Below are 6,000 nucleotides of genomic sequence, written 5' to 3'. Positions count from 1 at the left end.
AAAAATCATCTACGTCGCAAAAAATTGCTGTGATATCTAATCTTGATGTCATCATAAAATTAGCTGAGATTCTCTAATTCTGCTTATTATGAGTATACAATGTCAGCCTTTCTTTTCTCTCAAATTTTCGTCGAACTCACGTTCTAACAAGAGTGTTTAATATTTGTAGCGATTAACTCTTATGATATTAGTCTGTTTCAAAGTTTTATGATGTTGGGTTTAGTTCCTCTACCCAACCTACAGATCTGCGATCGTGCTACACAATAATCAATTTACATTACCCATACCCGACGGAAGGACTTTAAATATTTCTAATCCAGGTGATTGGAGACAGTATATAGTTAGCGTTGACGAATTAGAGCAATTGGTTAACTACAACTTTTTCTCAGAAGTTTCTGAACCCATTAGAAATCAAATAAAACAGTATCTTAATAGTACTGGGGCTCTTAGTGCTTCTCTACTTAGCTAATAATACAAATGAGTTTTATCCTGTCGATAATAGTTGGTTAGATTTACTCAGTGTCCCAATCAGTGACAAAAGCACCATTGAGGAGGGTCAAATTCCAGTATCCAGCACCCACATTTTTGAGGTCAAACCCAATAGCTCCAGTGAGATCGACATCCTTCATAAAGAACTCACCTTTAGTTCCAGTCAAGTTGGCGTTTCGCAAGTTAATGGATTCTATCCCGACATTACTAAGGTCGGCGTTTCTCAAACTAGTACCTTCCATATTACAATTCCGAATTGGGCCATTGAACATTCTAATTCGATCCAAGTTGGCTCTTCTAAGATCGGAATTCAAAATTCCCTCAATGAAGGAGTCTTGAAGATTGGCCTCGATAAGAATAGTGTTGTTGATATTGGTCCGTTCCATGTAAGACCCACTCAAAATAGTTCTACTCAAGTTAGTAGTTTCGAGATTGGCAAACCTCAAATCGATTCCACTAAGATCGATCCCGCTAAGATCAATTCCACTAAGATCGATTCCATTAAAATATCTTTCTCCAGTAGCATACCTTCTGAGCAATTCTTCTCTATCCATAATTCAACACCTGAAATAACAAATCGACAACCTAAATAATACTGCAACCAATATTTGGTCACACCTACTTCTCCAACCCGAAATACAACTAAACATCGATTTCCAAATCACCGATCTTCCTACAGGACAATTAGCCGAAGCAACCATGATGCCAATTATGTTGGTTGGTTCATTAACGCCCAAAATTCAGACAGTTTCGCAGCGATAAAACAGATCTTTGAGCCGGTGATGGATTAGGAAATTAATTTATGGCAAACTTTATGAAAATATATAAACAAGTTTATCTTAAGTTCATATTCAAGTACTTTCTCCTAAGTAAAAACAGTTATCCGTGCTGGAGAAGTGTTGTAGGCCAAAGCTAAGAATAGATCAAGAATAGTTGCGACTTTTACCATAAAAAAGATCACCGCAATGATGGCTTTCGGCTTATATTCTGTCTCAACTATGACTTCTCGTAGCTCTTTACTTGGTGAGACTCACACCCCAAAATTCTCACAGGAAGATCTACGGAAAACAAATATAATGAACAGGTGAAAATAACAGTGATTTTAGTGAAGACAAATTAAAATTCACCAAGTTAGACTACTTAACGTATCTCTAATTAAGTAAGTAGGTAATTTTATCACTATGAATGGAGTTTTAGAAATCCAAGAACTAGCTATTGTTGTTACGGCTAAAAATTATGATCCGAGTTTATTAAATCCAGGTTTTTTAAAACATAGTGGCGTTGTTCCTGAAGATTGGGAATTATCCGGCCAACCAGTAGTTAATAATCGAGGATCGCAAATTGTCTTTAGCAATGGAGTCTATGTCGGAGCACAACCTAATCGTTTGATGTTTGTCGAAGCACTCAACAATAAAGAAGATAAAAGCATTGCGGAAGCTCCAGGATTAGCCAGTCGTTATACAGAAATTCTGCGCAACCTTGAGTATCAAGCCGTAGGTGTAAATTTCCGTGGCTATATAACTTGTAATAGTCTAACCGGGGAAGCAAACAATTATTTCTTCGACCATTTGATTAAATCAGGAGAATGGCAAAACTGTGGTTCAGAGCCAGTGAAAGCAGGACTGAATCTAATGTTTACCTATGAAGACAAGCAACTTCATCTCAGTATTAATGAAGCAACATTGAAATTACCCGAATCGGAGCAAGTGCCTATTATTTTGTTTAGTGGTAATTTTGATCGTGATTTGTCTTCTGAAACTGCGGGAGAAAGATTAGCAAAATTAGAATCTTCTATTAATAGTTGGCAGAAAGATTTAGAAATTTATACCGACGTGGTGAGCAAGATTACAGCTCAAAAATTTGCGGAGCAATCTCATGCTGAACCTGAAGCGGTTCCTGCCTAAAGCAAACAGATCCGTAATCTACTAGAGAGATTGTGTAACCAAGAGGCATGCGCTCGCAATATTCTCTTTGAGAGCAGAAGGGAGAAAAGTTGTCTTTTGTTGATTTCTCCTTTCTTTTTTTATAACTTATGCTTTGTATTTTCTGAAATTATTTTTTTTGATTTTTTATTGCTTTAAGGGCATATTATTAATAATCTACTTCACGACAAATATTTTAATAGAAAATCACTTCTTTGCTCTCAGTAAAGTTGTCTTTGTTGGTTATTTTTTAACATTAACTTAAAGATAAACTATATTTTAGTGTCTTTTTTAAACACTTTTGATATCAAGCTTTATTCTATTTTTCGAATTAGCAGTTAGAAATCTCGCAAATGGATAATACTACACCAGCCAGGTTTGGCTTTGACGAACAAGACAATTCTTTTGAGGGATTATTAGGCGATCGCTCTCACTTTGTCGATCCTAATGCCATATCATCAGACACTAACCATATCGACTCCAATATTGGAACTATTTGCCCAATACTAGACACTGAGATGCATGCTATTTCCCTAGATGAACTAGAGAATAGTAATTTCGCCTCAGACGATATTTTTAATGTTGGTAATCCAGCCACCTTTGCTCCTAGTACTAGTTATCCGCTCAATTATTGGGAAACTGGAATCGATCCTTTGACTGGTCACCAGGAAACAATAAATTGGGAATTTGAGGAAGAAGAACAGAAAGATCATCAAGAGAATATTATCTTTCATCAAGCATTATCAGAAGCATTTTCTGAATTAGTGAAATTAAGTTGTACTGATAATATAAGTGCTATTTTCAGAGAATCTTTTGGTCAAGATTTAGCGCCGGAGACTATTCAAGATGCGATCGCAAGTCTCATTAACGCCGAGGCAGAAATTGAATTTACGGTGATTTCTCAAGGTGAGTTGGGAGCGAATGGCGGGTTTGCTAGTGAAAGTAATACTGTCTATTTAGCCCAAGAGTTTCTCGAACAAAATGCGGCTAATTCCGAAGTAGTAGTCACGTTACTGCTCGAAGAAATCGGACATTATTTTGATAGCCAATTTAATGAAGAAGACGCACCTGGAGATGAAGGAGCGATTTTTGCGGCTTTGGTTCTGGGCGAAGAATTGGATGGAAGTAGACTAGAAAGATTAAGAGCTGAAGATGATAGTGCTGTTGTAAATCTGAATGGTGAAACTTTCGCGATCGAACGTGCTGAGATATTAAGTCTGGCAAACGGTCCTATTAGTATAGAAGGAGAAATTGGCGAATACGATTTCGCTGATTATGAGTTAACTGATCTTCTTACAGGAGCAGAAATTGTTATTGATCTGACATCCGATGATTTTGATACTTATTTAGAAATAATCGATGCGGATACAGGGGACTTAATTTATGAAGATGATGACTCTGGAGATGAATATAACTCACAACTGAGTTTCATTGTTGACGAAGACATTAACTATATTGTTAGTGTATCTGGCTTAGATATAGGTGAAGATGAACTGGGAATATATGAACTTAACATTTCATCATTGGGAGCTCCACTAGGAAACCCAGCAGATTTAAGCATTACAGATACGTCTGCACCTCTGTCTGCTTTAGTTAATGAAACGATTTCAGTTTCTTGGACAGTGGAAAATATTGGAGATCTTCCTGCTTTTGGTTATTGGGAAGATGAGATTTATTTTTCCACAGATCCTTTTTTCGATTATGAAGAGGATATTTATCTAGATTATGAAACATTCGCAGATTTTGAAGAAGAAGAATTAGATTATGAAGATATTTTTCTTGCATCAAGGGAAAAATATACTCTGGAACTCGATCTTGTTATTCCTCACAGCATCCAAGATTCTTACTATTTGCTTTTTGTTGTTGATAGCTATGGCGACCTCGAAGAAAGTGATGAAAACAATAATGTATTAGCTGTTCCGATTGAGATTAGTGGGAGCGTAGATGCCAATTTGACCATTAAAGGAACAACTCCTTCCATAGCCTCATTAGGAGAAAGTATTCCTATTTCCTGGACAGTTAATAATACAGGAACAGAATCAGCAACTGTAAATTCGTTAGATCAAGTTTATATCTCTAGTGATGCCACTTTCGATCCCAGTGACACTTTCTTGGCATCTCAAATAATAGGTATTGACCCACCGCCAGTAGCGGCAGGGGATAGTTACAAAATAGATCGCAATATTGTTATTCCTGGCGATCTAGAGTTTGGAACTCATTATCTACTATTTATTACAGATTTCTATAATATTCAAGGAGAGAGTGATAAGACAGACAATATAGATGTTGTCGAGATTCAAATTAGTGGTACTGTAGATGCTAATTTAGAAATTACAGGAACTGCTCCCATCACAGCGACAGTTGGAGAAAGTTTTCCCGTTTCCTGGACAGTTAACAACATAGGTACAGAAGCCGCTAGTGCTAGTTGGGTTGATCGCATTTATCTTTCGAATGACGATACTTTCGACTCGGGCGATCAGTTCTTAAAATCTCAAAGACGAAGTAATGATACTTCATTAAGAGTAGGGGATAGTTATACGACAGACAGTGATGTAACTCCCTTTATCAGTTTTTTTAACGGTATAGAATTAGGTTCTAATTATTTACTATTTATTACTGATTACTTTGATGATCAAGTAGAAAATTCGGAAATAGATAATGTCCATGTTGTCCCGATTGAGTTAGTTGAACCAGAATTCGATTTGGAAGTTACGACAATCACTGCTTCTTCTCCGGTAGATTTGGGTGAATCCATTCCAGTCTCTTGGAGAGTCGAAATCTCAGGCTCAGAACCCACCGATGCTTATTGGAATGATCGAGTTTATATTTCAGATGATGAGGAACTTGATGAAAATGATACGTTACTCGTTTCACGGTTGCACGAAAATGATCCATCAATAAACATTATTGCTTATACTTTTAACACTACAGTAACAATTCCCGATACTGAAGCTGGTCTTCGTTATTTATTATTTGTTGCTGACGATGATAACACTCAAGAAGAAGCCGATGAAATCAATAATATTAAAGCAATACCTATTGAGGTAATAGCTCCTAACTTAAAAGTGAGCGCTGCGACTGCGCCAGAAGAAGCTAAACCAGAAGATACGATAAATATATTGTGGACAGTGGAAAATGCTAGCGACAATTTAGCTACATCCAATTGGCGTGATTCGGTTTATCTGTCGACAGATGAAAATTATGATGAATCTGATATCCACATAAGTGATAATTTTAAAGGTTTTCAGTTTCCTTTCCTTGGACGAGAAACCTACACAATAGATCGCGATATCACTTTACCTAATATAGAAGACTTACCCAATATAGAGGAATCAACACGCTATTATTTACTATTTTATACTGACAAAGATAATAATCAGGTAGAAACCGACGAAACAGATAACATCTTAGCTGTCCCAATTGACATAGTTGCTCCCAACTTAACTGTGACTACTGCAATTGCACCAGATGAGGTGACGATCCATGAGTCATTTCCTATTTCCTGGACAGTAGAAAATACAGGAACAGAGGATCTTGTCGATCTTGAAGTTTTATATGATTATATATATGTTTCTGACGATGAAATACT

2 protein-coding genes and 1 pseudogene (1 of these 3 only partly in view) are annotated in these 6,000 nt (G+C 36.6%); 2 read left to right on the top strand and 1 reads right to left on the bottom strand.

The window, feature by feature from the left end:
• Positions 1 to 512: 512 nt before the first annotated feature.
• Positions 513 to 1,043 carry a pentapeptide repeat-containing protein gene (locus XEN7305_RS27575; RefSeq protein ID WP_006509522.1) on the bottom strand — a complete coding sequence of 177 codons (531 nt, stop codon included), beginning with the start codon at positions 1,041 to 1,043 and terminating at the stop codon, positions 513 to 515.
• Positions 1,044 to 1,670: 627 nt separating this feature from the next.
• Between XEN7305_RS27575 and XEN7305_RS11140 the strand changes: the two genes are divergently transcribed.
• On the top strand, positions 1,671 to 2,393 hold the full coding sequence (locus XEN7305_RS11140; protein WP_006509521.1) for a hypothetical protein: 723 nt from the start codon (positions 1,671 to 1,673) through the stop codon (positions 2,391 to 2,393).
• 371 nt (positions 2,394 to 2,764) lie between these two features.
• Positions 2,765 to 6,000, top strand: a pseudogene (locus XEN7305_RS28635) (CARDB domain-containing protein) (its annotated part continues 24,568 nt past the right edge of the window); the annotation flags it as partial.

The sequence above is a fragment of the Xenococcus sp. PCC 7305 genome (assembly GCF_000332055.1).
Taxonomy (GTDB): domain Bacteria; phylum Cyanobacteriota; class Cyanobacteriia; order Cyanobacteriales; family Xenococcaceae; genus Xenococcus.
This window is presented reverse-complemented; position numbering and strand designations above follow the sequence as displayed.